The sequence below is a fragment of the Amycolatopsis sp. NPDC059027 genome (assembly GCF_042739735.1).
Lineage (GTDB): Bacteria > Actinomycetota > Actinomycetes > Mycobacteriales > Pseudonocardiaceae > Amycolatopsis.
Map to the genome: position 1 here is coordinate 13,895 of NZ_JBHYIK010000081.1, position 26,395 is coordinate 40,289.

Here is a 26,395-nt window from a genome sequence, read left to right on the forward strand (position 1 = left end):
CCTTCAGTGCATTGAGTGCACCGAAGGCGTCCTTCAGCACATCGACGCCCCTACGAGGGTTACCGGAGGACCCCGGACGGGCGGGGTGAGTGTGGGGTCGCGGCGCGGGTTTAGGGGTGGGGCGCGGAATCCGGCCTGACTAGCGTTCACAGCGGTGGCTGCTGTTGTTGCCAGGATCGACGTCGAGTTGGGGTGACCGGATGACCGGCGAGGACAAACTGCTCAGCTACCTCAAACGGGCGACCGCCGATCTCCGCGAAACCCGGCGGGTGCTGCGGGAGACCGAGGAGCGCGCGAACGAGCCGCTGGCCATCGTCGGCATGGCCTGCCGCTACCCGGGGGACGTGCGGTCCCCGGAGGATCTGTGGGACCTCGTCGCCACCGGGACCGACGCGATCGGCGAGTTCCCGGCCGACCGCGGCTGGGAACTGGACCGGATCTACGACGCGTCCGGCGACAAGCCGGGCACCAGCTACGTGCGTCACGGCGGCTTCCTGCAGGACGCGGCCGAGTTCGACCCCGGTTTCTTCGGGATCTCGCCGCGTGAGGCCGTGGAGATGGACCCGCAGCAGCGGTTGTTGCTGGAGGTGTCGTGGGAGGCGCTGGAGCGCGCGGGTGTCGATCCGACGTCGTTGCGGGGTTCGCGCACCGGGGTGTTCACGGGCGTGATGTACCACGACTACCCGGGACATGCCAGCGTGGGCAGCGTCGTTTCGGGGCGCGTCGCCTACGTGCTGGGGCTCGAAGGTCCCGCGGTGAGTGTGGACACGGCGTGTTCGTCGTCGTTGGTGGCGTTGCACTGGGCCGGGCAGGCGCTGCGTCGCGGTGAGTGCTCGCTGGCGCTGGTCGGCGGGGTCACGGTGATGGCCACGCCCGAGAACTTCGTCGACTTCAGCGCCCAACGTGGACTGTCGCCCGACGCGCGCTGCAAGGCCTTCGCCGAGGCCGCCGACGGGACGATCTGGGCCGAAGGCGCCGGGATGCTCGTCGTGGAGCGGCTTTCCGACGCCCAGCGCAATGGGCACGAGATCCTCGCGGTGGTTCGCGGTTCCGCGGTGAACTCCGACGGCGCCAGCAGCGGCTTGACCGCGCCGAACGGTCCGTCGCAGCAGCGGGTGATCCGCGACGCGTTGTCCGCCAGCGGGCTTTCGGCCGCCGACGTGGACGTGGTGGAGGGGCACGGGACGGGCACCGTGCTGGGCGATCCGATCGAGGCGCAGGCGTTGCTGGCGACGTACGGCCGGGATCGCGAGCAGCCGTTGTGGCTGGGCTCGTTGAAGTCGAACATCGGGCACGCCCAGTCGGCCGCGGGCGTGGCCGGGGTGATGAAGATGGTCATGGCGATGCGTCATGGCGTTTTACCGAAGACGTTGCATGTGGACGAACCTTCGTCGCATGTGGACTGGTCGGCCGGTGCGGTGGAGTTGCTGACCGAGGCGCGGGAGTGGGCATCGGCCGAAGGGCGTCCCCGCCGGGCCGGTGTGTCGTCCTTCGGGATCAGCGGGACGAACGCGCACGTGATCGTCGAGGAAGCGCCACCTGCCGAGGACACCGAGGAATCCGGTGACGTCACCCGGGTGGGCGGCGTTGTGCCCTGGTTCGTGTCGGCCCCCAGCGCCGAGGCCCTGCCCGCACAGGCCGCACGACTTCTGTCCTTTGTGGAGGAACGTGAGGAGCTGTGTCCGGCTGACGTCGCCTATACGCTGGCGACGTCGCGCGCGGCACTGGAGTTCCGATCCGCCGTCGTCGGGAAGGATCGCGACGAACTGCTCGCCGGGCTTCGCGCGCTGGCAACGGGTTCCGGCGCGTCCGGTGTTTTCACCGGTACCGCCCGGTCTTCCCGTCGCACCGCGTTCCTGTTCACCGGTCAGGGTTCGCAGCGGGTCGGGATGGGGCGTGAGCTTTACGAGACGTACCCGCTTTTCGCGGCGGCTTTCGACGCGGCGGCCGGTCATCTCGACGCCGAACTGGGCGGCTCCTTGCGGGAGCTGGTGTTCACCGGTGATCCCGACGTGGTGGGGCAGACGCGGTATGCGCAGGCGGCGTTGTTCGCGGTCGAGGTGGCGTTGTTCCGGCTGCTCGAATCGTGGGGCGTCCGCCCGGATTTCGTGGCCGGGCATTCGATCGGCGAGCTGGCGGCGGCGCATGTCGCGGGTGTGTGGTCGCTTGAGGACGCGTGCCGGGTAGTCGCCGCGCGGGGCCGGTTGATGCAGGAGCTTCCGTCCGGTGGTGCGATGTTCGCCATCGCGGCGACCGAGGACGAGGTCCGGTCGTTGCTGCCGGATGGCGTGGACGTTGCCGCGATCAACGGCCCTTCGTCCGTGGTGATCTCCGGTCCGGAGGCCGCGGTCGCGGAAGTGGTGGAGACCTTCAAAACCCAGGGGCACAAGACGAATCGCCTGCGGGTTTCGCACGCGTTCCACTCGTCGCTGATGGAGCCGATGCTGGCGGAGTTCCGCGCGGTGCTGGACGGCGTCGGGTTCTCGGCCCCGGAGTTCGGGGTCGTGTCGAACGTGACCGGTGGCGCGGCGACCACCGGGGAGCTGTGCTCGCCGGACTACTGGGTACGGCATGTGCGCGAAGCGGTCCGCTTCGCCGACGGCGTGCGGTGGCTGGAATCCCAAGGCGTGACGAGGTTTGTCGAACTGGGCCCGGATGGGGTGCTGACCGGGATGGCGCAGGAATGCGTCACAGATCCCGGCGCCGTCGTGCTCGCCCCGGTGCTGCGCAAGGACCGGCCGGAGGCCACGGCATTGGTGACCGCCGTCGCACGAGCGCGGCTCGACGGGTCCACTGTGGACTGGGAGAGGTTCTTCGACGACCTCGGCGCCCGCAAGACCGAGCTGCCGACCTACGCCTTCGAACAGAACCGTTACTGGCTGAGGGCTTCGGGATCGACGGACCTCGGCGGGGTCGGTCTGCTCGCGGCGGAGCATCCGCTGCTGGGTGCGGTAGCGAGCCTGCCGAACTCCGGCGGTCATCTCCTGACCGGCAGGCTGTCGCTCGACACGGCACCCTGGCTCGCCGGTCATGTCGTGCTGGGGCGCGTCCTGCTGCCGGGGACGGCGTTCGTCGAACTCGCCCACCACGCCGCCGAACAGGCCGGCTGCCGCACGGTGGAGGAGCTGACGCTGCAAGCGCCGCTGACGCTGCCCGAGCGCGGCGGCGTCGCGATCCAGGTAACAGTGGACGGTCCCGACGAGCACGGCAGGCGGTCCCTCGCCATCCATTCGCGCACGGACGACGACGTCGACGCGCCGTGGGTCCAGCATGCCGCCGGGACACTGAGCATCGAGGACGGTGGGCGCGCCGAAGGCCTGACGGCCTGGCCGCCGCCGGGTGCCGAGCCGGTCGAACTGGGGGAGCCCTACGCCCGGCTCGCCGACCTCGGTTATGGCTACACAGGGGTCTTTCAGGGGCTGCGGGCCCTCTGGCGTGACGGCGACGAGCTGTATGCCGAGGTCGCGCTACCCACGGAGGCGGAAGACGCCGCCGGGTCCTTCGGGCTCCACCCGGCGTTGCTCGACGCGGTCCTCCATGCGCAGCTTCTCGCCGAACCATCCGAAGTGGACTCAGAAGGTCTCGCGCTGCCATTCGTCTGGAGTGACCTCACGTTGCGCGCACGTGGGGCCACGGCCGTCCGGGCCCGGATTTCCCGCAAGGGCAAGGACGAGGTCTCCATCGACCTCGCCGACGGGTCCGGCGCCCCGGTCGCTTCGATCGCCTCTCTGCTGACTCGCGCGGTGTCCGCCGCTCAGCTCGGTGCGCGGGAACCGCACCGGGACTCGCTGTTCGAGCTGACCTGGGTTCCGGTGCGGGGCGCGGCGCCGGAGGGCGACATCGTGCTGGCCGGACCGGACGAACTCGGTCTCACCGCGGTGTTCGGTGGCCCGGTCGCCGACTGGCGTTCGCTTGCCACCAGGGAGAACCCGCCGCACACCGTCGTGCTGTGCGTGCCGAGCGCCGGGGGAGCGGACCCGGTCGCCGCCACTCGGTCGGTGACCGCGGACGTGCTCGCGACCCTGCGTGGCTGGATCGCCGAGGAGCGATTCGACCGGACGCGATTGGTTCTCGTCACGAACGGCGCGCTGAGCGGCGGGCTTGCTCACGCCGCGGTCTGGGGACTGGTCCGTTCCGCACAGGCCGAACACCCGGGACGGCTGGTGGTCGCCGACGTCGACGACCACGAAGCGTGCCGGCGTGCCCTGGTGACCGCACTCGGCACCGGCGAACCCGAGCTGGCGGTCCGCGAGGGCAAGGTGTTCGCGCCTCGCCTCGACCGAAGCACCCCGGGCGGCACCGCGACAGGGCTGGACCCCGAGGGCACCGTGCTCATCACCGGCGGCACCGGCAGCCTGGGCGCGAAGATCGCGAAGCATCTCGTCAGCGAGCACGGCGTCGGTCACCTGCTGCTCGTCGGCAGGCGGGGGCTCGCGGCTCCCGGAGCCGAAGAGCTGGTCGAGGAGCTGACCGCGTCCGGCGCGGCCGTGACCGTGCTGGCCGCCGACCTCACCGACCGCGACGCGCTTTCCCGGGCGCTGGAAGGAATTCCCGCCGCACATCCACTGACCGCGGTCGTGCACGCGGCGGGGGTGCTGGACGACAGCGTCCTGACGGCGCTGACGCCGGAGCGGCTTGACGCGGTACTGCGCCCCAAGGCGGAAACGGCCTGGCACCTGCACGAGCTGACGGCCGGGCTGGACCTCGCCGCCTTCGTCCTGTTCTCCTCCGCCGCGGGCACGCTCGGCTCGCCGGGGCAGGCCAACTACGCCGCCGCGAACGCCTTCGTCGACGCGCTCGCGCGGCTGCGCACCGATCGCGGGCTGCCCGCGGTTTCCGTCGCCTGGGGACCGTGGGCCGAAGACGGTATGGCGGCCGGACTCGGCGAGACCGACGCCCGCCGGATGAGCCGCTCCGGTATCACGCCACTGTCCACTGAGGACGGACTGGCGTTGTTCGACGCCGCGCTGACCACGGACGCGCCGGTGCTCTACCCGGTCCGGCTGGACCTCGCCGCGATCCGCGCGATCGGTGAGGTGCCCCCGATCCTCAGCGGGCTCGTCAGGCCGGCGGCCCTGCCCTCGGCTCGCGCCACCACGGACCGGGGCCTGGCGGATCACCTCGCCGGATTGTCCGGCCCGGATCGGGAACGTCTGCTGCTGGACGTCGTCCGCGGCGAGGTCGCGGTGGTGCTCGGCCACGCGAGCAGCGCGTCCATCGGGGCCGAGCGGCTGTTCAACGACCTCGGTTTCGACTCCCTGACCGCGATCGAACTGCGCAACCGCCTGGGCTCGGCCACCGGGGTGCGGCTCCCGGCGACCCTGATCTTCGACCACCCGACGCCCGCCGCGGTCGCCGCGCTGCTCGACGCGGAACTCGGCGGCGCGGCCACCGGACCGGGCGCGGTCGTGTCCGCCGGGGCCGCCGCGGACGACGACCCGATCGTCATCGTCGGCATGGGCTGCCGCTACCCGGGCGGCGTGCGGTCCCCGGAGGACCTGTGGGATCTGGTCGACTCGGGTCGTGACGCGATCACCGGGTTCCCGGAGGATCGCGGCTGGGACATCGGCGCGCTGTACGACCCCGAACGCCGCCGCACCGGCACGAGCGTCACTTGCGAGGGCGGGTTCCTGCACGACGCCGCCGAGTTCGACCCGGGTTTCTTCGGGATCTCGCCGCGTGAGGCCGTGGAGATGGACCCGCAGCAGCGGTTGTTGCTGGAGGTGTCGTGGGAGGCGCTGGAACGGGCCGGGGTGGATCCGACGTCGTTGCGGGGTTCGCGGACCGGGGTGTTCGCGGGCGTGATGTACCACGACTATCCCGGGCACGCAGGCATCGGCAGCGTGGTCTCCGGCCGGGTCGCCTACGTGCTGGGCCTGGAGGGACCCGCGGTGAGTGTGGACACGGCGTGTTCGTCGTCGCTGGTCGCTTTGCATTGGGCTGCACAGGCTTTGCGAAACGGTGAGTGCTCGCTGGCGCTCGTCGGCGGTGTCACCGTGATGGCCACGCCGGAGTCCTTTGTGGAGTTCAGCAGGCAGGGCGGGTTGTCCCCGGACGGGCGGTGCCGCTCCTTCGCCGCCGGGGCGGACGGCACGGGCTGGTCCGAGGGCGTCGGTGTGCTGCTGGTGGAGCGCCAGTCCGACGCCCGGCGCAACGGGCACGAGATCCTCGCCGTGGTGCGCGGTTCCGCGATTAACTCCGATGGCACGTCGAACGGCCTGACCGCGCCGAACGGTCCGTCGCAGCAGCGGGTGATCCGCGACGCGTTGTCCTCGGCCGGGCTGTCGACGTCGGATGTCGACGCCGTCGAGGGCCATGGGACCGGCACCGTGCTGGGCGATCCGATCGAGGCACAGGCGTTGCTGGCGACGTATGGCCGGGATCGTGATCAGCCGTTGTGGCTGGGGTCGTTGAAGTCGAACGTGGGGCATATGCAGGCCGCGGCGGGTGTCGCCGGGGTGATGAAGATGGTCATGGCGATGCGTCATGGCGTACTGCCGAGGACGTTGCATGTCGACGAGCCATCGTCCCATGTGGACTGGTCGGCCGGTGCGGTGGAGTTGCTGACCGAGGCGCGGGAGTGGGTGCCGGTGGAGGACCGTCCGCGCCGGGCGGGCGTGTCGTCGTTCGGGATCAGCGGCACCAACGCGCACGTGATCGTGGAGGAAGCGCCCGCGGCGCCGGAAGAAGACGACTCGGCGCGGGTGGACGGCGTCGTGCCGTGGCTGCTCTCGGCCAGGACCCCGGACGCTCTGCGTGCCCAGGCCGCCCAGCTTCTGTCCAATGTGGATGAAGACCTGCACTCGGCCGACGTCGCCTATACCCTGGCGACGGCACGGGCCGCGCTGGAACACCGGGCGGTCGTTGTCGGGAAGGGCCGGGACGAACTCCTGGCCGGGCTGACCGCGCTCGCGGACGGCACGGCCGCACCCGGGCTCGTGCGGGGCGTGGCGAGCGACGCCAAGACCGCGTTCCTGTTCACCGGTCAGGGTTCGCAGCGCGTCGGTATGGGACGTGAGCTGTACGAGACATTCCCGGTGTTCGCGGAGTCCTTCGACGAGGTCTGTGCACGCCTTGACGGCCTGGTCGGGTTGTCCCTGCGGGAGCTGACCTTCACCGGCGATCCCGGGGTTCTGGAACAGACTCGGTACGCGCAGGCGGCGTTGTTCGCCGTCGAGGTGGCCTTGTTCCGGCTGCTCGAATCGTGGGGTCTTCGCCCGGACTTCGTTGCCGGGCATTCGATCGGCGAACTCGTCGCGGCCCATGTCGCGGGCGTGTGGTCCCTCGACGACGCCTGCCGGGTGGTGGCCGCACGAGGCAGGTTGATGCAGGAACTTCCGCCGGGCGGGGCGATGTTCGCCATCACGGCGACCGAGGACGAGATCCGGTCACTGCTGCCCGGAGGGGTGGACGTCGCCGCGATCAATGGACCCTCGTCCGTGGTGATCTCGGGCCCCGAGGACAACGTGGCCGAGGTCGCGGAAGCGTTCAAGGACAAGGGCTACAAGACGAACCGGCTGCGGGTTTCGCACGCGTTCCACTCGTCGCTGATGGAGCCGATGCTGGCGGAGTTCCGCGCGGTAATGGACAGCGTCACGTTCAACGAGCCCGTGCTGGGGATCGTGTCGAACGTGACCGGCGTGGCAGCCGACGACGCCTGTTCGCCGGACTACTGGGTGCGGCATGTACGCGACGCCGTCCGCTTCGCAGACGGGGTGCGCTGGCTGGAATCCCAGGGCGTGACCCGGTTCATCGAGTTGGGGCCGGACGGCGTGCTCACCGGCTTGGCGCAGGACTGCGTCGAAGACGCCGCGACGCTCGCCCCGGTGCTGCGCAAGGACCGGCCGGAAGCCACGACGCTGGTGACCGCGGTCGCACGAGCACAGGCCAATGGGTCCACTGTGGACTGGAAGAAGTTCTTCGACGGCCGAGGCCCGCGGAAGGTCCAGCTGCCGACGTACGCCTTCGAGCGGGAGCGCTACTGGCTGCGGGCCACGGGTTCGGCGGATCTGGGCGGTGTCGGCCAGGTCCCCGCGGCGCACCCGCTGCTGGGCGCGTCGGTGAGCCTGCCCGGTACCGACGGGCTGGTGCTGACCGGCAGGCTGTCGGTGGACACGACGCCGTGGCTGGCCGATCACGTGGTGCTCGGCCGGGTGCTGGTGCCAGGGACGGCGTTCGTCGAGCTGGCGCATCACGCCGCGGAGCAGGTCGGCTGCCCCTCGGTCGCGGAACTGACCTTGCAGGCACCGCTCGTCCTGCCCGAACGCGGCGGGGTCGCGCTGCGCGTGACCGTGGACGGCCCCGACGAGGACGGCGGGCGCCCGATCTTCGTCCACTCCCGGGCCGACGACCTCCCCGACGCGCAATGGACTCAGCATGCCGCGGGGGCCTTGAGCATCGAGGACAGCGTGCCCGCCGCCGATCTGACGACCTGGCCACCGCCAGGCGCGGAGCCGGTGGAACTCGGCGATCCCTATCAGCGGCTCGCCGAGCTGGGCTACGACTACGGGCCCACTTTCCAAGGGCTGCAAGCGATGTGGCGCGAGGGCGACGACCTCTACGCCGAGGTCGCCCTTCCCCGGGAAGCCCACGAGGACGCCGGTGGATTCGGCGTGCACCCCGCCCTGCTCGACGCGGCGCTGCATCCCCAGGTGCTCGACGCGTTCCTCGGGCAGGAAGGCGGCGGCAACCCGATGCTGCCGTTCTACTGGAACGGAGTGAGGATCGAGGCGAAGGGCGCGTCCGCGCTGCGGGTACGGCTTTCTCCGGCAGGCCAGGACGCCGTCGTCATCACGCTCGCAGACGCGGCGGGCAGTCCTCTCGCGACAGTCGAATCCCTGGTCGCCCGGCCCATCGCCCCCGCACAGCTGGGCGGCGGGCCGAACGACGCGCTGTTCCGCGTCACCTGGCAGCCGTTGACGGTGCCGAAGACGGCGGCGGAATTCGCGCTCCTCGGCGACGCCGGTCTCGAAGCGGTGGGCGAGGCGGACACCGTGGCCCTGTTCGTCCCGCGCGGGTCCGATCCCGACGTGCCGGAAGGAGTACGGAAAACCCTCACCCGGGTACTGGCCCACGTGCGGGAATGGCTTGCCACGGAGCGGTTCTCCGGGTCGCGGCTGGCCGTCGTCACCACCGGCGCCATGCCGGGAGACGGCCGTCCCGACCTCGTCGCGGCGCCGGTGTGGGGGCTGGTGCGCTCGGCCGAGGCCGAGAACCCGGGCCGTTTCGTCCTGGTCGACTTGGACGGCGAGGAGTCCTCTTCGGACGGTCTCGGCATGGCGCTGGCTTCCGGCGAGCCGGAGATCGCCCTGCGGTCGGGCGAGCTGTTCGTGCCCCGGCTCGCCGCCGCCACACCGTCCGAAGAGGACGGACCATGGGACCCGGCGGGTTCGGTCCTGATCACCGGCGGTACCGGCGGTCTCGGCGCGATCCTGGCCCGTCACCTGGTCGTCGAGCACGGCGTCCGGCGCCTGGTGCTGACCAGCCGCCGCGGCCCGGACGCGGCAGGGGCACGAGAACTTCGCGAGGAACTGACCGAACTCGGCGCCGACGTGGACATCGCGAGCTGTGACGTCGCGGACCGCACCGCGGTCGCGAAACTGCTCGGCGAGATCCCGCCGGAACACCCGCTCGTCGCCGTCGTGCACGCCGCGGGCGTCACGGGCGGCGGTCTGATCGGCTCGCTGCCCGAGGCGCAGCTCGACGCAGTGCTCGGGCCCAAGGTGGACGGGGCGTGGCACCTGCACGAGCTGACTGCCGACCTCGACCTGCGGGCCTTCGTGGTGTTCTCCTCCGCCGCGGGACTGGTGCTGGGCGCGGGACAGGCGGACTACGCCGCGGCCAACCTGTTCCTCGACGCGCTCGCCGCCGATCGTCACGTGCAGGGACTGCCCGCGGTTTCCCTCGCCTGGGGCGCGTGGAGCCCCGAAAGCGACGGCGGCATGGCCGAGCAGCTCGACGAAGCGGGTCTCGCCCGGTTGCGCAGGCTCGGGATGCCCCCGATGTCGACGGCCGAGGGACTGGAGTTGTTCGACCTGGCGCTGCGCTCGGGCGATCCCGCGCTGGTACCGCTCAAGCTGGACCAAGCGGCGTTGCGGGCCCGCACAGAACTACCGGCGGTCCTGCGCGGGCTGGTGCGCAAACCGGTGCGACGGGTACGCGCGGCGGGCCCGGTCGAGCAGCGGGGAACGCTGGCGGCGCGCCTGGCCGAGGTGCCGGAGGCCGAACGCGAGGAGTTCGTGCTCGGGGTGGTGTGCGGGCACGTCGCCGAGGTGCTCGGGCACGCGTCGGCGGCCGCGGTCGACCCGGCGCGCGCGTTCCAGGAAATGGGCTTCGACTCGCTGACCGCGGTGGAGTTCCGCAACCGGCTCAACGCCGTGACCGGGCTGACCCTGCCGGCGACTCTGGTGTTCGACCAGCCTTCGCCCGCCGCGCTCGCACGGGAGCTGCGGACGCGGCTGGACCCCGGGACGCGGGACGCGACCGAGTCGCTGCTCGCCGAGCTGGACCGGCTCGACGCGGCGCTGGCGGCGGGCCGGCCGGGCGAAGGCGGCCACGCCAAGGTCGAAGCCCGCCTGGCCGCGTTGCTGCGCAAATGGCAGGAAACGCACGACGACGAGGACGGTGGGGCCGACATCGACTCCGCGACCGACGACGAGCTTTTTCAGGTACTGGACAACGAACTGGGTATCTCGTGAGTGAGCGGGCGATGACGAACGAGGACAAGCTCCGCGCGTATCTCAAGCGCGCGACGACCGACCTCCAGCAGGCGCGGCGGCAGCTGCGCGAGGTGGCGGCGAAGGACACCGAGCCGATCGCGATCATCGGGATGAGCTGCCGCTATCCCGGCGACGTCCGTTCGCCCGACGACCTGTGGCGGCTGGTCGACGAGGGGGCGGAGGCGCTCGGCGAGTTCCCGGCCGACCGGGGCTGGGACACCGGTCTCTACGACCCCGACCCGGAGCGGCCCGGCAAGACCTACGTCAACCGCGGCGGCTTCCTCTACGACGCGGCCTATTTCGACGCGGCGTTCTTCGGGATCAGCCCGCGCGACGCGCGCCGGGCGGACCCGCAGCAGCGCGTCCTGCTCGAAGCCGCGTGGGAGGCCATCGAACGCGCCGGGATGGACCCGCATTCGCTCGCGGGCAGCAAAACCGGGGTCTACGCGGGCCTGATGTACCACGACTACGGCGGCGGCAGCCCCGGCGGGAGCCTGGTTTCCGGCCAGATCTCCTACAGCCTGGCGCTGGAGGGGCCCGCCGTCACGGTCGACACCGCTTGTTCGTCCTCATTGGTCGCGCTGCACATGGCGATCCAGGCACTGCGGCGAGGAGATTGCACGCTCGCGCTGGCCGGTGGTGTGACGGTGATGGGCACGCCGGAGATGTTCGTCGACTTCAGCCGCCAGCGGGGACTCGCACCGGACGGGCGCTGCAAGTCGTTCTCCGACGACGCGGACGGGACGGCCTGGTCCGAGGGCGTCGGTGTCCTGGTGGTGGAGCGTCTTTCGGACGCTCGGCGGCTCGGTCACCGGGTGCTGGCGGTCGTCCGGGGCACCGCGCTGAACCAGGACGGCGCGAGCAACGGGTTCGCGGCGCCGAACGGGCCGTCCCAGGTGCGGGTCATCGAGCAGGCGCTGGCCGACGCGGGGCTGACACCGTCCGATGTGGACGTCGTCGAAGCACACGGCACCGGCACCTCGCTGGGTGACCCGATCGAGGCGCAGTCGCTGCTCGCCACGTACGGCCGTCGTCAGGGCGGGGAGCCGTTGTGGCTCGGCTCGATCAAGTCGAACCTCGGGCACGCGCAGGCGGCGGCCGGGATCGCGAGCATCGTCAAGATGGTGCAGGCGATGCGGCACGGCGTGCTGCCGAAGAGCCTCCACATCGGACAGCCGTCGTCCCATGTGGACTGGTCGTCGGGTGCGGTCGAGCTGCTCACCGAGGCCCGCGAATGGCCGCACGTCGAACGACCGCGGCGCTCGGCGGTGTCGTCGTTCGGGATCAGCGGAACCAACGCGCACGTCATTTTGGAACAGGGTGACGAACCGGAGGCCCGGGAGGCGAAGCCGGAGGCCGCGGTGACGCCGGTGGTGTTGTCCGCCAGGACTCCGTCCGCGCTGTCCGAGATGGCCCGGCGCCTGACGTCGTGGCTTGAAGAACGTCCGGATCTGGCCCCCTCCGACGTCGGCTTCTCGTTGGTGACAAGCCGTTCCTCGTTCGAGCACCGCGCGGTCGTCGTCGGCGAGGACCGTGACGGGCTGCTGGACGCGCTGCGTGGCCTTGCCGACGGAAACCCGGGTCAGGGCACCGTGACCGGGGAGGCCGATCTCCGCGGGAAGACCGTGTTCGTGTTCCCCGGCCAGGGGTCGCAGTGGGCCGGGATGGGCACCGCACTGCTCGCGACGTCGCCGGTCTTCGCCGACCGGATGACCGAATGCGAGAAGGCGCTTTCGTCCTTTGTGGACTGGTCGGCCACCGCCGTGCTGCGCGGCGAACCCGGTGCCCCGTCGATGGAACGCGTCGACGTCGTGCAGCCGGTGCTGTGGGCGACGATGGTCTCGCTCGCCGCTGTCTGGCGCGCGCACGGGATCGAGCCCGACGCGGTGATCGGCCACTCGCAGGGCGAGATCGCGGCCGCTTGCGTGTCCGGTGCGCTGTCGCTGGAGGACGGCGCCCGGGTCGTCGCGCTGCGCAGCCGGGCGATCGGCGAGGTACTCGGCAGTCGCGGCGGCATGCTCGCGGTCAGCCAGTCCGCCGAGCGCATCGCGGGCAGGCTCGGCCGGTGGGAAGGCCGGATTTCGGTGGCCGCGGACAACGGCGCCGGTTCGTCCGTGCTGTCCGGGGACGGCGAGGCGCTGGACGAGCTGCAGGCCGACCTGGCCGCCGAGGACATCCGGGTCAAGCGGGTCCAGGTGGACTACGCCTCCCATTCCGCGCAGGTCGAGGATCTGCGCGAGCGGCTGCTCACGGATCTGGGCCCGATCGTGCCCGGCGCGGGTGACGTGCCGATGATGTCGACCGTCACCGGGACGTGGACGGACGGCGCCGCGCTGGACGCCGGGTACTGGTTCGACAACCTGCGGCAGACCGTGCGGTTCGCGCCGGTGGTCCGGTCGCTGGCCGAGGCGGGGTACGTGGCCTTCGTGGAGGTCAGCCCTCATCCGGTGGTCGCCATGAGCATGCAGGAGACCCTCGACGAGCTGGAGCTCGGTGCGGTCGTCACCGGGACGCTGCGCCGCGACGACGGCGGTCCGGACCGGGTCGCGGCCTCGGTCGCCGCACTGCACGTCCGTGGCATCGCACCGGACTGGACGGGCTATTTCCCGGGCGGCGCCCAGGTCGAACTGCCCACGTATCCCTTCAGCGGCAAGCGGTTCTGGCTGGAGGGCGAACAGGCCGCCGAGCAGCGGCCCACGACGACGGGAGCGGCGGACGCACCGTTCTGGGCCGACGTCGAAGCCGAGGACGCCGAAGCGCTCAGCGCGCGGCTGGGCATCGAGCCCGATCAGCTGCGCGACGTCGTGCCCGCGCTGTCGGCCTGGCGTCGCGGCGAAGTCGAGACGTCCACAATGGACTCCTGGTGCTACGCGGTGCGCTGGACACCGCTGCCGCAGGCTCCGGCGGGCAGGCTGACCGGGACCTGGCTGGTGCTGGTCCCGCCGGACTGCGCGCGGGCCTCGGCATTGGCCGACGGGCTCGGCGCCGACGTCGTCCGTGTCGTGGTGGACTCCGCCGATCCGGCCGACGATGTCCGCGCGGCCTTGGCGGGACGGACTCCGGCGGGTGTGCTGTCACTGCTCACCCTCGACGAACGCGTGCACCCGGACGCGCCCGCGTTGTCGTACGCCACCGCGAGCACGATCACCGTACTGCGGGCGCTGCGCGACACCGGGATCACCGCGCCGCTGTGGTGTGTCACCTCGGGTGCGGTCGCGGTCGACCGGACCGAGGACGTCGATCCCGGCGCGGCGGCGTTGTGGGGCATGGGCACCGTGCTCGCGCTCGACCACCCGGAAACCTGGGGCGGTCTCGCCGACCTCTTCGATCCCGCGGACCCGAAGGCGATCGGCGCGCTGTGCGCCGCACTGTCCGGAAAGGACGGTGAGGATCAGCTGGCGATCCGGCGGCCGGGCACCTTCGCGCGTCGCCTGGTCCGCGCGCCGCTGGACGGCGACCTCGCGGAAAACACCTGGCAGCCCAGGGGAACCGTGCTGGTCACCGGTGGCACCGGCGCCGTGGGCGGGCACGTGGCGCGCTGGCTGGCCGCCCGTGGAGCCGAGCGCGTCGTGCTGGTGAGCCGTCGTGGGGCCGACGCCGACGGCGCCGCCGAGCTGACCGGGGAACTCACGGCACTGGGCACCACAGCGGAGATCGTGGCCTGCGACATCACCGACGGCGCGGCCGTCGACGCCCTGATCGCCGACTACGAGCCGGCCGCGATCTTCCACGCCGCCGGGGTCATGGCCGACGAGGCACCACTGGCCGAGACGACACCCGAGGCATTCGCCGACGCCGTGCGCGCCAAGATCACCGGTGCCGCCCACCTTGACCGGGCACTCGGCGACCGGCCGCTCGACGCGTTCGTGCTGTTCTCCTCCGGCGCCGCCGTCTGGGGCACCGCGGGACAGCCCGCCTACGCGGCGGGGAACGCCTTCCTCGACGCCCTCGCCCAGCACCGCCGGGCTCGCGGACTGCCCGCGACGTCGGTCGCCTGGGGCTCTTGGGGCGGCGGAATGGTCGGCGAAGAGGCGAAAGCCCGGCTGGACCGGCTCGGCGTGCGCGAGCTGGACCCCGTCCTGGCGGTGCGGCTGCTCGGCCGGGTACTGGGGAAGAACGAGTCGCATCTCGTCGTCACCGACATGGACTGGACGAGCTTCCTGCCGATCTACACGCTCGCCCGGCCTCGTCCGCTGCTGCACGATCTCCCGGAGGCGGCTCGCGGGGAGTCGGCGGCGGACGCGACGGCCGACGAGGCGGGCGCGGGCGAACTCACGGCCCGGCTCGCCGGGCTGACCGGCCCCGAGCAGCAGCGCCACCTGCTGGACCTGGTGCGTACGCAGGCCGCGGCGGTGCTCGGGCACGACGAAGGCGCGTCCGTGATCGAACCGGGCCGCGCCTTCAAGGAGTTCGGGTTCGACTCGGTGACCGCGGTGGATCTGCGCAACCGGCTGAGCGCGGCGTCCGGTATGCGGCTGCCCGCCACGGTCGTGTTCGACTACGCCAATCCCCGTGCCCTCGCCGAGCACCTGTGGTCCGGGCTGTGCCCCGGCGGTGAAGGCCAGGACGTGCCGCTGACCACCGAACTGGACCGCCTGGAAGCGCGGCTGGACGGGCTCTCGCACGACGAGATCGAGCGGGACCGCGTCACCGTCCGGATCCAGGCGATGCTGACGAAGCTGAACCGGGCGCTCGGCGGGACCGGCCCGACCGTGGCGGACCGGCTGGAGACGGCGAGCACCGACGATCTGTTCGCCCTGATCGACGACGAGCTGGGGACATCGTGAACCGCCGTGCCACCCAGGACTTTTCGGCCGCACGGCCGGTCCACCGCCGAGGGACGAGAGGCTGAAAATGAACAACGAAGAGAAGCTCGTCGAGTACCTCAAGCGGGTGACCGGCCAGCTGCACGAGACCCGTGAGCGCCTGCGCGAGGTCGAGACCGCCGAGCAGGAGCCGATCGCGATCGTCGCGATGGGCTGCCGGTACCCGGGCGACGTGCGTTCGCCGGAGGACCTGTGGCGGCTGGTGTCCGAGGGCACCGACGCGATCGGCCCGTTCCCGACCGATCGTGGCTGGGACACCGACGACCTGTACGACGCCGACCCCGACCACCCCGGGACGAGCTATGTCCGGGAAGGCGGATTCGTCCACGACGCGGGCGAGTTCGACGCGGGGTTCTTCGGTGTCTCACCGCGGGAAGCGCTGGCGATGGACCCGCAGCAGCGCCTCGTGCTGGAGCTGGCGTGGGAGACCGTCGAGCGCGGGGGCATCGCGCCGCATTCGCTGCGGGAGGCCGCGGTCGGCGTGTTCGTCGGCAGTGGCGGTCAGGACTACTACGACGAGATCCCGCCCGCGACGCTGACCGACGCGGTCGAGGACTACCTGAGCACCGGCAACGCGGGCTCTGTCCTTTCCGGACGCGTCGCCTACGCGCTCGGGCTCGAAGGACCCGCGCTCACCGTGGACACCGCGTGCTCGTCCTCGCTCGTCGCGATCCACCTGGCCACCCAGGCGCTGCGGCAGCGGGAATGCTCGCTGGCACTGGCGGGCGGGGTGGCGCTGATGGCCACCCCGGCGCCGTTCCTCGCGTTCAGCAGGCAGCGCGGGCTCGCGCCGGACGGCCGGTGCAAGCCGTTCTCCGCGGCCGCGGACGGCACGGGCTGGGCCGAGGGCGCCGGACTCGTTCTGCTGGAACGGCTTTCGGACGCCCGGCGCAACGGTCATCCGGTGCTGGCCGTGGTCCGCGGTTCGGCGGTCAACTCCGACGGCGCGTCCAACGGCCTGACCGCGCCGAACGGGCCTTCGCAGCAACGGGTGATCCGGCAGGCGCTGGCCAACGCGCACCTGTCCGTGGCCGACGTCGACGCCGTCGAGGCCCATGGCACCGGCACCACGCTCGGCGACCCGATCGAGGCGCAGGCGGTCATCGCGACCTACGGGCAGGAGCGGCCGGAGGACCGTCCGGTGTGGCTCGGCTCGGTGAAGTCGAACCTCGGCCACGCCCAGGCCGCCGCCGGGGTCAGTGGCGTGATCAAGATGGTTTTGGCGCTGCGTAACGGAGTGCTGCCGAAGACACTGCACGCGGCCGAGCCGTCCGAGGAGATCGACTGGTCGGCGGGGAACGTCCGGCTGCTGCAGTCCGAACGCCCCTGGCCGAGGACGGACCGCGCCCGCCGGGCCGGGGTCTCCTCGTTCGGGGTGAGCGGAACGAACGCGCACCTCGTAGTGGAGGAAGCTCCCGTTGAGGAGGCCGAGCCCGCGACGCCCGCGTGGCCCGCCGGGCTGGCTGTTCCGCTGCCCGTGTCCGGCGAAGGGGAGCGGGCGCTGCGTGCGCAGGCCGCCGCTCTCCGGTCCGTTGTGGACGGACAGGAGTCATTGCTGGACCTGGGTTTCTCGCTCGCGACGACGAGGTCACCGCGGAGCGACCGGGCGGTCGTGCTGGCCGGGGACCCGGCCGCCGCCGTCCGGGGACTTGACGCGCTCGCCGAGGGCTCGAGCGCACCCGGTGTGCTGCGCGGAACCGCCACCGAGGGTTTGACCGCGTTCCTGTTCTCCGGTCAGGGCGCCCAGCGTGCCGGGATGGGCCGGGAACTGGCCGGGACGTTCCCGGTGTTCGCCGAGGCACTGGACGCCGTCTGCGCCGGATTCGACGGACTGCTGGACCGGCCGCTGAAGGATGTGCTCTTCGCCGAGGCCGACGAAGACGGGGCCGGGCCGCTGGACGAGACCGGCTACACGCAGCCGGCGTTGTTCGCGATCGAGGTCGCGCTGTTCCGGCTGCTCGAATCCTGGGGCGTCAAACCGGATCTGCTGCTCGGCCACTCCATCGGCGAGCTGGCCGCCGCACACGTCGCCGGGGTGTTCTCGCTGGAAGCCGCGTGCACGCTCGTCGCCGCGCGCGGCCGGCTGATGCAGGCACTGCCCGCGGGTGGCGCGATGATCGCGGTGCGGGCCACCGAGGAGGAGGTCCGGCCGCTGCTGTCCGGCGCCGTCGGGATCGGCGCGGTGAACGGCCCGTTCTCCCTGGTGCTCTCCGGCGACGAGGACGCGGTGACGCGCCTGGCCGCGCATTTCGAGGGCCAGGGCCGGAAAACGCGGCGGCTGCGGGTTTCCCACGCCTTCCATTCCCCACGCGTGGACGCCATGCTCGACGAGTTCCGCGCCGTCGTGGCGGGGCTGGAGACGGCGGCACCGGCGATCCCGATCGTGTCCGACGTGACCGGTGAACTGGCTTCGGCCCAGGATCTGCGCGACCCGGAGTACTGGGTGCGGCACGTTCGCGAGACAGTGCGGTTCTCCGACGGCGTGGCCACGCTGGAAGCCGAAGGGGTGACCCGGTATGTCGAGGCCGGGCCCGGCGGCGCGCTCGCCGCGCTCGTCGGCGACAGCCTCACCACGACGTCCGACACCGCCGTGATCGTCCCGGCGCTGCGCAAGGACCGGCCCGAGCCGGACGCGGTGCTCACCGCGATGGCGGAGCTGTACGTCAATGGCCTCACCCCGGATTGGGACGCCCTGTTCGCCGGGCGTGGGGCACGGCGGATCCCGCTGCCGACGTATGCCTTCCAGCGGCGGCGTTACTGGCTCGACGCCCGTTCGCGGCTCGACGAGGTGACCGCGGCCGGACTCCAGCGGTCCGGCCACCCGTTGCTGGGCGCGGCGACCACGGTGGCGGGCACGGACGGCGTCGTCCTCACCGGCAGGCTGTCGTCCGGCGCCCAGCCTTGGCTCGCCGATCACCGCGTCGGCGGAGCCGTGACCGTCCCGGGCACCGTCTTCCCCGAGCTGGCGATCCGGGCGGGCGACCAGGTCGGCTGCGGGCGCGTCGAGGAACTCACCCTCGGCACCCCGCTCGTGCTGCCCGACCGGGGCGGCGTGCGGATCCAGGTCGCGGTGGGCGCCGCGGAGGCGTCGGGCGCGCGTCCGTTCGGTGTGTACTCCCGGCCCGATGCCGACTCCGACGATGAGCCGGAATGGACTTCGCACGCGACCGGGCTGCTGGTCGCGGCGAACGCCGGGCGTGGGGTCGAGCTGGCCGACTGGCCGCCCGCGGATGCGGAACCTGTCGAGGTGGACGGGCTCTACGAGGAGTTCGCCGAAACCGGGCTGGACTACGGACCGGCTTTCCGTTCGCTGCGCGCGGTGTGGCGGCGCGGTGAGGAGATCTTCGCCGAGGTCGCGCTGCCCGAGGACGTCCCGCTCGACGCGGGCCGCTTCGGTCTGCACCCGGCCCTGCTCGACGCGAGCACCCACGCGCTGCGGGTCGCCGGGGACGGCGACGGCGGTGTGGGCCTGGTCCCGTTCACGTGGTCGGGAGTGGAACTGCACGCCTCCGGCGCCGCCGAGGCGCGGGTCCGCTTCACCCCGGCGGGCACCGACGCGTTCGGCGTCGTCGTGGCGGACGCGACCGGGGCACCGGTCGCGACGATCGACCGGACGGTGTTCCGCCCGCTCGACTCGCCGACGGCCGGGTCGGCACGCCGGGAGCCGTTGTACCGCCTCGAATGGCGCCCCCTCCCGGCTGCCAAGGCCGCCGCTGTGTCCACTGTGGACTTCGAGCGGCTGGCCGATGCCGACCCGGTCCCGCCGGTGGTGCTCCTGACCATCGAGCCGGGATCCGACGCCCGGTCAGTGCACGACCGGGTGCGCCATGCGTTGGTGGCCGCGCAGACCTGGGTGTCCACTTCGGACTATGACGAGTCCACGCTCGTGGTGGTGACCCGGGCGGCGGTCGCGGTTTCCGGCGAGGACGTGACGGACTTCGCCGGGGCGGGGGTCTGGGGCCTGTTGCGCTCGGCGCAGGCCGAGCACCCCGGCCGGATCGTGCTGCTGGACGTCGACGAGCGGGCGGACGTCGCCGCGTCGCTCGGGACCGCGCTCGCTTCGGAGGAACCCCAACTCGTGCTGCGCCAAGGCATCCTGCACGTTCCCGCGCTCACCAGGGTCAAGCCGGGGGAGCAGCGGGCCGACCGGCTCGACCCGGACGGAACCGTGCTGCTGACCGGTGGCTCGGGCGCGCTCGGCGCGGAACTGGCCCGGCATCTGGTCACCGGGCACGGCGTGCGGCACCTGCTGCTGGTGAGCCGTCGCGGGCTGGACGCGTCCGCCGAACTGCTCACGGAGCTGGCGGACCTGGGGGCCGAAGTCCGGACCGCGGCCTGTGACGTCGCCGATCGTGAGGCCCTCGCCGCGGTGCTCGCGGCTGTGCCGGAGGAGCATCCGCTTACCGCGGTGGTGCATACGGCGGGCGTGATCGACGACGGCGTGCTCAGCTCGCAAACCCCGGAGCGGATCGACGCGGTGCTGCGGCCCAAGGTCGACGGGGTGCTCGCCCTGCACGAGCTGACCTCGGGCGCCGACCTCGCGGCGTTCGTCCTGTTTTCGTCGGTGTCCGGGGTGCTGGGCGCGCCGGGACAGGCGGGTTACGCGGCCGCGAACACCGTGCTCGACGCCTTCGCCGCGCACCGGCGAGCACAGGGCCTGCCCGCGCTGTCGCTGGCCTGGGGCCTGTGGGCGGAAGCGGGCGGGATGGGCGGCACGCTGGACGAGGCGGAGGTCGCCCGGCTGTCCGCCACCGGCCTGCGTCCGCTGTCCACAAAGGACGCCCTGGCGTCGTTCGACACGGCGCTCGCCACGGACGAGCCCGCGGTCCTCCCGGTCCGGTTCGACCTCGCCGCGCTGCGCGCCTCCGGTGCCGACGCGCCGAAACCGGTGTGGGACCTGGCGAATCGCGGGACGCGCCGTACCGCGGCCGGATCCGCCGCGGTGGTCTCGTCCGGGCGGCTGCTCGCGGACGTCCCCGAGGCCGATCGCCTCGCCACCGTGCTCGACCTGGTCCGGACCCGCGCGGCCGCGGTGCTGGGCTACGCCTCCGCCGAGGACATCGACCCGGGCCGGGAGTTCCAGCAGCTCGGCTTCGACTCGCTCACCGCGATCGAGCTGCGTAACGGGCTGAACGCGACGACCGGGCTGCGCCTGCCCTCGACGCTGGTCTTCGATTACCCGACCGTGTCCGCGCTGGCGGAACACCTGCTGGCCGAGCTGTCCGGGCTGAGCCCGCGCGACAGCGTGGTCACCGGCGCGGGCGTCCACGACGAGCCGATCGCGATCGTCGGGATGGGCTGTCGCCTGCCCGGCGGCGTCTCGTCGCCGGACGACCTGTGGCGGCTGCTCGACGAAGAAGGCGACGCGATCGGCGAGTTCCCGGCCGACCGCGGCTGGGACCTGGGCAGGCTGTACGACCCGGAGCGGGTGCGGCCCGGCACGAGCTACGTGCGCGAGGGCGGGTTCGTCCACGACGCAGGTGAATTCGACCCGGGCTTCTTCGGTGTCTCGCCGAAGGAAGCGGCGATGATCGATCCGCAGCAGCGGCTGCTGCTCGAAACCTCGTGGGAGGCGCTGGAGCGGGCGGGCATCGATCCCTTGTCGCTCAAGGGTTCCCAGACCGGGGTCTACGCCGGTGTGCAGTACCACGACTACGTCGGCAGTAACAGCACCGGCTCGATCGTCACCGGACGGGTGGCCTACACGCTCGGCATCGAAGGGCCCGCCGTCAGCGTCGACACCGCGTGCTCCTCGTCGCTCGTCGCGTTGCACTGGGCGGCGCAGGCGTTGCGGCAGGGCGAATGCACGCTCGCGCTCGCCGGTGGCGTGACGGTGATGGCGACGCCGGAGACGTTCGTGGAGTTCAGCAGGCAGGGCGGTCTCGCCCCGGACGGCCGGTGCAAGGCCTTCTCCGCCGACGCCGACGGCACCTCGTGGTCCGAAGGCGCGGGCGTCGTGGTGCTGGAGCGGCTGTCCGACGCGCGACGTCTCGGCCACCCGGTCCTCGCGGTGCTGCGCGGCAGTGCCATCAACCAGGACGGCGCGTCCAACGGGCTGACCGCCCCCAACGGGCCCGCCCAGCAGCGGGTGATCCGCAGCGCGCTGGCCGCCGCGAACCTGACTCCCGCGGACGTGGACGCCGTCGAGGCGCACGGCACCGGGACGAAGCTCGGCGACCCGATCGAGGCACAGGCACTGCTGGCCACCTACGGCAGGGAACTGCCGCCGGAGCGTCCACTGTGGATCGGCGCGGTCAAGTCGAACCTCGGGCACACCCAGGCCGCGGCCGGCATCGCCGGGGTGATCAAGATGGTCCTGGCCATGCGGCACGGCGAGCTGCCGAAGACCCTGCACGTCCGGGAGGCCTCGGGCGAGGTCGACTGGTCGGCGGGCAACGTGCGGCTGCTGACCGAACGCGTCCCGTGGGAGGCGGCCGGACGGCCGCGACGCGCCGGCGTCTCGTCGTTCGGCGTGAGCGGAACCAACGCACACGTCATCCTCGAAGAGCCGCCCGCCGCCCCGTCCTCGGTGCCCTCGGGCGACGTGGCCGACCTCGACACCCCGGTGCCGTGGCCGCTCGCCGCGCGGGGTGGTGCGGCATTGAAGGCGCATGCCGAACGCATGCTGGCCTTCGTCGACGAAGCCGATCACGAGCTGGCCGACGTCGGCTACTCGCTCGCCACCACGCGTTCGGCGTTCGACCACCGCGCGGTGGTGCTGGGCAGGCGCCGTCCCGAATTCCTGCGCGGCCTGATGGCGATGGCGGACGGCGAGGAGGCCGACGGGCTCGTCGAGGGCGTTGTGCTGGGCGGTGGCAAGACCGCGTTCCTGTTCTCGGGCCAGGGCGCGCAGCGCGCTGGGATGGGCGACGACCTCGCGGCCGCGTACCCCGTGTTCGCCCGCGCCTACGAACAGGTCCGCGCCGAACTGGACCGCCACCTCGACCGTCCATTGCGGACAGCGACGGCGGACCCGGAACTGCTGGACAGCACGGAGTACACCCAGCCCGCGTTGTTCGCGTTCGAGGTGGCCTTGTTCCGGCTCGTCGAATCGTGGGGGTTGCGGCCGGACTTCCTGGCCGGACATTCGATCGGCGAGCTGAGCGCGGCACACGTGTCCGGCGTGCTCTCGCTGGAGGACGCCGCGATGCTGGTCGCCGCGCGCGGCAGGCTGATGCGCGCGCTGCCCGAGGGCGGCGTCATGGTGGCTGTCGCGGCGTCGGCGGACGAGGTCCTGCCGCTGCTGGGCGAAGGCGTCGACATCGCCGGGGTGAACGGCCCGATGTCGGTCGTGCTCTCCGGGGACGAAGCGCCGGTGCTGGCCCTCGCGGCCCGCTTCGCCGAAAACGGGCGTCGTACCAAGCGGTTGCGGGTGTCGCACGCGTTCCACTCGGCGCGGATGGAGCCGATGCTCGCCGAGTTCGGCGCGATCGCGGACAAGCTGACGTTCTCGGCGCCGCGGATCCCGATCGTGTCGACCGTGACCGGTGAACTCGCCGCCGAGCTGACCTCGCCGGAGTACTGGACACGTCAGGTGCGTCAGGCGGTCCGGTTCCACGACGCCGTTCGCTGGTTGGAAGGCAATGGGGTCAACAGGTTCGTCGAGCTGGGCCCGGACGCCACCCTCGCCGGGCTGGTCGAGGACGGTTTGGAAGACCGCGCGGGGGCCCTGGTCACCGCGACGGCGGACAAGGAGGCTCCGGAGCCTGCGGCGCTGCTGACCGCGGTCGCGCGGCTGCACGTGAGCGGGCGGTCGCCCGACTGGACGGCGCTGTTCGACGGCACCGGCGCCAAGCCGGTCGAACTACCGACCTATCCGTTCCAGCGGCAGCGTTTCTGGGTCGAGAACGGCGGCACCGAGGAGCCCGGCCAGGTCCGGCATCCGCTGCTGGGTTCCGCGGTGTCACTGGCCGAAACCGGCGGCATGCTGTTCAGCGCCCGGGTTTCCCTCGGTACGCACCCGTGGCTGGCCGAGCACGCGGTCGGCGGCGCGGCGATCTTCCCCGGCACCGGGTTCGTGGAGATGGCGGTCCGCGCGGGCGACGACGTCGGCTGCGAGGTCGTGGAGGAGCTGACCATCGAGGCACCGCTCGTGCTGCCCGAGCGGTCCGGCGTCCAGCTCCAGTGCGCGATCGACGGTCCGGACAACGCCGGGCGGCGCCGGTTCAGCGTGCATTCCCGGCCCGAGGGCGCCGAGGACGCCCCGTGGACCCGCCACGCGGCCGGTGCGCTGGCGCCCGCGGACGGCCGTCCGTCGTTCGAGCACACCGAATGGCCGCCTGCGGGCGCCGAAGCGGTGTCGCTGGAGGGCATGTACGAGGGCCTGGCCGAGAGCGGCCTGGTCTACGGCCCCCGGTTCCAGGGCATGCGGGCCGCGTGGAAGGCGGGCGACCACGTGTTCGCCGAGGTGAGCCTGCCCGCCGCGGCACAGTCCGAAGTGGACGATTTCGGGATCCACCCGGCGTTGTTCGACGCCGCGCTGCACGCCATCGGCCTCAGCGGGGCGACTGAGGAACGGTCCCTGCCCTTCTCCTGGGAAGGGGTGACCCTGCACGCGGTGGGTGCCTCCGCGCTGCGGGTCCACGTCCGGCCGACCGGACGCGGCGCGGTGGCCATGGAGATCGCCGACGGCGCCGGGCAGCCGGTCGTCTCGGTCGGGTCGTTGCTGCTGCGGCCGATGTCCGCGGAACCGGCCGCGCCGGCGGTGGTGAGTACCCCGGACACGTCGCTGTACCGCGTCGAATGGCAGAAGGCCGCGTTGGACGAGGTGACAGCGGACCGGTGGAGCGTGCTCGGCCCGGACCGCTGGGGCCTCGCCGACACCCTCGGCGCGCGGATCGTCTCCGATCTCGACGAAGCGGCGCAGGGCACCAAGGTGCTCGTGGTGCCCTGTGCCGAAGGACAGCCGGCACGCGCGGAAACGCATCGGCTGCTGGGCCTGCTGCAGAGCTGGCTGGCGGACGAGCGCTTCGTCGCGGCGAAGCTCCTGGTCGTCACCAGGGGAGCGGTGTCCTGCGACGGGGAGGACGTGCCGAATCTGGCCGCTGCCACGGTTTCCGGCCTCGTGCGCTCGGCGCAGGCCGAGAACCCGGACCGTGTCGTCCTCGTCGACCTCGACGCGGACGAGGCTTCGGTCCGTGCGCTCCCCGCTGTCGTCGGCTCGGGCGAGTCCGCCTCGGCCCTGCGGGGCGGGACGCAGCGGGTGCCGCGGCTCGCCGGGGCCGCGCTTTCGCGGTCGGCCGAACCGGTCTGGGACCAGGACGGCACCGTGCTGATCACCGGCGCGACCGGTGCGCTCGGCGGCGCGGTCGCCCGGCATCTGGTGAGCGCGCGCGGTGTTCGCCGGCTGGTGCTGGCGAGCCGTCGGGGAGCCGAGGCTCCCGGAGCCGCCGCGTTGCGCGACGAGCTGGCGGGACTGGGCGCCACCGTGTCGCTGGTCGCCTGCGATGTCGCCGATCGGGCGGCCACCGCGGCGATGCTGTCGGAGATCCCGGCCGAGCATCCGCTGAGCGCGGTGGTGCACACCGCCGGTGTGCTCGACGACGGCGTGCTGACGGCGTTGACGCCCGAGCGCGTCGACAAGGTCCTGCGGCCGAAACTGGACGCGGCGCTGAACCTGCACGAGCTGACCCGGGACCTCGACCTGACCGCGTTCGTGCTGTTCTCCTCGGCCGCCGGGGTGCTCGGCGCGCCGGGGCAGGGGAGCTACGCGGCGGCGAACGCGTTCCTGGACGCGCTGGCCGCGCATCGGGTGGCCTCGGGGCTCCCCGGGCTTTCCCTCGCCTGGGGCATGTGGGACACCGGGGACGACGGCATGGCCGCCGGTCGTGGCTCCGGCGGCGGCGGTCTCGAAGCGTTGTCTCCCGAGCAGGCGCTGGGTCTGTTCGACGTGGCGACGGCGCTCAGCGACCCGTTGCTGGTGCCGATCCGTCTCGACCTCAAGGCGCTCGGGCGACGGGACCGTGGTGAGCTTCCGGAGGTACTCCGCGGATTGGTGCGGACGTCCTCCCGGCGCGTCGCCCAGGAGGCGCCCGCCGAGACGGGCTCGCTGCGGGAACGGCTGGTGGCGATGCCCGCGAACAAGCGGGTGCCGACGTTGCTCACCCTGGTCCGTACCCAGGCCGCCGCACTGCTGGGCCATGGCGGGCCGGACGAGGTGGAGCCGGACAGGGCGTTCAGCGAGATGGGCTTCGATTCGTTGTCCGCCACCGGGTTCCGGAACAAGCTGATCCTCACCACCGGGCAGAAGCTGCCCGCCAGCCTCATCTTCGACTACCCGACTCCGCGCGAACTCGCCGAGTATCTGTGCGCGGAGCTGGTACCGGAGGACGAGGAGCCATCTGCTGCCTCGCCCGCGCCGTCGTCCTCTGTGGAGCCCGAAATCTCGGCGGCGCCGGATTCGGAGGACGACATCCGGGAGCTGCTGCGCACCATCCCGGTGTCCCGCCTGCGGGAAGCGGGCCTGCTGGACGGCCTGCTCGGCCTCGCCCAGCGGTCCGGACCGGCGGCGGAGGCCGAGGCGCCGCGCGAACGCCCGTCGATCGACGAGATGGACCGCGACGCCCTGATCAACCTGGCCATCGGCGGCGGCGAATAGCCCCCTGCCCCTGGTCGGTCCGTGGGGGCCTCCTTGAGGGACCCAGAGTCCCTCAAGGAGGCCCCCACGGACCTTCCTGCGCCGGGAGCTGTCACCTCTCCGGGGGTGGGCTCCGGTGCCGAAGGCGCCCTTCAGCGCGCCTGCCGCGAGCCGCGCCTCCCACCAAAGTCCACAAAGGACGAACGTGACACCGGGAAAGACCGCCCCGCCCTGTCCGTGAATGCCACATTGAGGGACTCTGAGTCCCTCAATGT

The 26,395-nt window shown here is 72.2% G+C and carries 2 protein-coding genes and 1 pseudogene; all 3 read left to right on the forward strand.

Annotated elements, in window-relative coordinates:
• The first annotated feature begins 167 nt into the window (after positions 1-167).
• Positions 168-10,697, forward strand: coding sequence for an SDR family NAD(P)-dependent oxidoreductase (locus ACFWY9_RS38055; protein ID WP_378341166.1), 10,530 nt, complete (start codon positions 168-170; stop codon positions 10,695-10,697).
• Positions 10,694-15,505 (forward strand): type I polyketide synthase, encoded by a 4,812-nt coding sequence (locus tag ACFWY9_RS38060; RefSeq protein ID WP_378341165.1) that lies wholly within the window; start codon positions 10,694-10,696, stop codon positions 15,503-15,505. Before ACFWY9_RS38055 ends, ACFWY9_RS38060 begins: the two co-directional genes overlap by 4 nt.
• Before the next feature lie 106 nt (positions 15,506-15,611).
• A pseudogene (locus tag ACFWY9_RS38065) lies at positions 15,612-26,141 on the forward strand (SDR family NAD(P)-dependent oxidoreductase); the annotation flags it as partial.
• Positions 26,142-26,395: the final 254 nt, after the last annotated feature.